The organism is Nitrosomonas sp. Nm132 (assembly GCF_900100485.1).
In the GTDB taxonomy this organism is placed as follows: Bacteria; Pseudomonadota; Gammaproteobacteria; order Burkholderiales; family Nitrosomonadaceae; genus Nitrosomonas.
The window spans coordinates 1-3833 of sequence record NZ_FNDH01000089.1; the positions used below are offsets into that span (position 1 = coordinate 1).

The window sequence follows — 3833 nt, forward strand, 5'->3', positions numbered from 1 at the left end:
TTCATGTCGGACGCTCCTCTCTAGTTACAGGGTTTTAAACAACACTACTTTGGCACCTCGTTGCCATTTAGGGTAGTGGGCGTCCATTCCATTACATCAATCCATTTTGTCGTGTAACAAGACGACATGATCTCCCGCCGCATGCTCCACGCTTTCTGGCTTCCCACAGAAAACACCGACACGGTATTGCGTCCATACTTTTGATTCAACTGATCCATGACATTCATCAGTTTTACTGATTTCTCGTCTGCCCCGTATTGTGTTAGCAATGATTCATGGTATGTTGCCACGGAGTCAATTCCGGTCAGAATCACTCCTGCTTTCTTATAAGCATAGCCTTTCCGGTAGATATGTCTGAGTCCAAACAGCGCCGCTCTGATCAGCAATCGCGTATCACTACTGGCATTGGGAAGGGGCACGGTAATGCTGTTACTGTACTGCTTATCCTGCTCACGGAATGGATTGGTTTGGATAAACACCTGGATTGCATTACAAACCGAGTTCTGTCGCCGTAGTTTTTCTGCTGCACTACTCATATAGCTTGCAACGGACTCACTAAGTTCGGGTAGGCTATAAATGAGTTGGCCAAATGATCGTGAAGAAATAATCTGCCTTCGAGGTACGGATACCTCTTCCAGCGAGAGGCACGATACTCCGCGCAGCTCATAACCTAAGCGCTCCATCACTACCCCAAACTTTGCACGTAACCAAGCGGTTGGCGTGTCACGTAGCGCTTTCACGGTTTTAATTCCGGCTGCATACAGATGCTGGTTCATTTGACGCCCCACACCCCATACTTCACTCACGTCAATAGTCGATAGCAGTGCTTCCATTTGACTGGGTGGCATGGATGCGAGATCGCATACGCCATCGATGCCTCGTTCTTCACTGGCATACTGGGTTTTCACGCTTTGCGCATCAATGATGCCATAACTGGGTACGGTACAACGCCCCGCTTTTTGGCGGCGGCAGATTGTCAGTTGATCCAGGGATTTCTCCCAGACACCCCGCTTGTTCCACCGGCTAAAATGATCGTAGATGGTCTGCCAGACAGCTTCTTAGGGTTTATTTAGCCAAACCGGTCTGGTTAGGGTTTGGCTTTTATTGAATAGAGTACCCTTTTTCACCGGTTCAATAAAGGGTTACCTTATTCGAACTGGAACAGGATGCCGAGTTGCGATAAACTAAGTTAAATGAACCAAGTTAAATCAGGAGGGCATGATGCGGACATACAACATTCACGATGCTAAAACTCAACTATCCCGGCTGGTGGAGCAAGCCGCCAAGGGTGAGCCGTTTGTCATTGCCAAGGCCGGCAAGCCGATGGTCAAGGTGATTGCGCTCCATGCGCCGGAGCCTTCTCAGATCAAGCGGTTCGGTTTTATGGCTGGACAAATCCATGTACCGGATGATTTCGACCGGATGGGCGAAGCGGAAATCGTGAAGCTATTTGAGGACAGCGTATGAAGCTGCTGCTGGACACTCATCTGCTGCTGTGGGCAGCAGAAGGTTTTGACTATCTGCCACCGGCTGCCCAGCCGCTGATGAGCGAACCTGAAAATGAACTGTTCTTCAGCGTCGCCAGTCTGTGGGAAGTCGTTATCAAATGCGGCTTAGGCCGCGAAGATTTCCAGATCGATCCGCGCCTGCTGCGGCGCGGCCTGCTGGACAACGGCTACAGCGAACTGCCGATCCTCAGTGAGCATGCGGTAGCCGTCGGCGCCTTGCCGCCGATCCATAAAGATCCTTTTGACCGCCTGCTTGTCGCCCAGGCCATTGTCGAGGGCATAACGCTACTGACGGCCGACGCACGCGTGGCTGAATATCCAGGTCCTGTGCAACTCGTCTAACAAATGGCCGCCAAAAACAAGCGGCTGACCGTACTATCGGAAGCTGAGCAGTACGCTTTATACGGCCTGCCGGACTTCGATGACGCTCAGCGGTTGGAGTACCTGGCGCTATCCGAAGCCGAGCTGATGCTTGCGGCCAGCCGCCCCGGATTCTATGCCCAGGTCTATTGCGTTTTGCAGATCGGTTACTTCAAAGCCAAACAGGCATTTTTTCGTTTCGACTGGGGCGATATTGAAGACGATTGTGCCTTTGTGCTGAGCCGTTATTTCATCGGCGATGCGTTTGAACGGAAGGCGATCACCAACTATGAGCATTACACCCAGCGCGGGCGAATCGCCGAGCTATTCGGCTACCGGCTGTGGATTTCCGGCTTCCTTCCGCAGCTCGCGCATCAGGCCAAACATAGCGTGCGGCGTGACGTCACGCCGGGATTTGTAGCCACCGAGCTGGTCGTGTGGCTCAACGAACACAAGATCATTCGGACTGGCTACACCACGCTGCAAGAACTCATCAGCGAAACACTGTCCGCCGAGCGCCGGCGGCTGGGCGATCTGCTGTCGGAAATACTGGATGACATGGCAAAAGCTACGCTGGCCCAGCTCCTAGTACGTGATGACGCCCTATCTCAATTGGCGGACTTAAAGCAGGATGCCAAGGATTTCGGCTGGCAGCAGAGGGCCCGCGAACGTGAGAAACGTGCCACGCTGGAGCCTCTGCACAGGATTGCCAAGGTTCCGCTGCCTAAGCTGGGCATTTCGCAGCAGACCCATCTTTACCTATTGTGCTACGCCTGGCAACGCTACCGGCAGTTTACCGACAATCTGGTCGATGCGATGGCCTACCACATGAAACAGTTGGAAGACGAAAGCAGCGCCATCAGGAAACCCAGCGGGTCGGACGCCTACTGTTGCTCTATGTCGATGATACGGTGGCCGATGCCACACCATTCGGCACCGTGCGGCAGCGCGCCTACAAGATCATGCCAGAAGACGCCCTTAGGACACCGATCAACGCCTGAGTGTAAAACCGGCGAGCAAACTAGCCCTGCACTGGCAGGCGGTTGATCGTTTGGCTGAACGTATCCGCCGCCATCTGCGCCCGTTATACGTCACACTCGATTTCGCCAACATCATGCCAGACAGTCCATGGCTCGCTGCCCTCGTTTGGGCCAAAGGGGTCTTTTCCAGGCCACAGCGCCTTTCGCAACGGCCGCTTGCTGAATGTTCGGAGGCCACGCTGCCGAAGCGGTTGCGGCCGTACTTATTGATCTACGATGCTGACGGCAAACCGACTGGTTTGCATGCCCACCGTTACGAATCTTGGCTGTATCGTCAGATTAGGAAGCATCTGAAGTCTGGCGAACTCTACCTTTGACGACAGTTTGCAACACCGCCACATCACCGACGATCTGGTATCAATGGAGGAAAAGGCCGATCTACTCGCTCAGATGGACATACCACAGATGGACATACCACAGATGGACATACCACAGATGGACATACCACAGATGGACATACCATTCCTACGCAAGACGATCAGTATCCAGCTCGACGCGCTGACGAATGAGCTGTGCGAGCAGTGGCTGGCGTTCAACCGCGAGCTAAAACAGGGCAAACTGACGCATCTGGCGTACGACAAGAACACTCAGACACTGACCTGGCGCAGGCCAAAGGCCGAGAAACACAAAGCGAGCGAGCAGGCGTTCTATGAAAAACTGCCATTCTGCGATGTCGCCGATGTGTTGCGTTTCGTCAACAGTCAATGCCCGTTTCTGTCGGCACTGACGCCCTTGCAGCCGCGCTATGCCAAGAAGGTGGCCGACATCGACAGTCTGATGGCGGTCATCATCGCCAAGGCCATGAACCACGGGAACTAGTGCTTAATTGCGTAAATTAACGATAGTATTTTTGAGCTGACTGCCGCGCACTTCCCGCTTACGCCATTTGAAAGGTTGTGGGTTTTGCGAGTACTTGGCGATGAAC

The 3833-nt window shown here is 53.4% G+C and carries 3 protein-coding genes and 1 pseudogene; 3 read left to right on the forward strand and 1 reads right to left on the reverse strand.

Going from position 1 to position 3833, the window contains the following annotated elements; all coding sequences use genetic code 11:
* Positions 1-44: 44 nt before the first annotated feature.
* Positions 45-908, reverse strand: coding sequence for a DinB/UmuC family translesion DNA polymerase (locus BLP80_RS14405; RefSeq protein ID WP_090544392.1), 864 nt, complete (start codon positions 906-908; stop codon positions 45-47).
* A 313-nt stretch (positions 909-1221) separates the two neighbouring features.
* Between BLP80_RS14405 and BLP80_RS14410 the strand changes: the two genes are divergently transcribed.
* The 3 genes and pseudogenes from BLP80_RS14410 to BLP80_RS14420 form a co-directional block, all read left to right on the forward strand.
* Positions 1222-1467 (forward strand): type II toxin-antitoxin system Phd/YefM family antitoxin, encoded by a 246-nt coding sequence (locus BLP80_RS14410; RefSeq protein WP_090544394.1) that lies wholly within the window; start codon positions 1222-1224, stop codon positions 1465-1467.
* Entirely contained in the window at positions 1464-1850 is a 387-nt protein-coding gene (locus BLP80_RS14415) for a type II toxin-antitoxin system VapC family toxin (RefSeq protein ID WP_090544395.1), read from the forward strand. The genes BLP80_RS14410 and BLP80_RS14415 overlap by 4 nt, the downstream gene beginning before the upstream one ends.
* A 3-nt stretch (positions 1851-1853) precedes the next feature.
* Positions 1854-3724, forward strand: a pseudogene (locus tag BLP80_RS14420) (DUF4158 domain-containing protein); the annotation flags it as partial.
* Between the last annotated feature and the right edge of the window lie 109 nt (positions 3725-3833).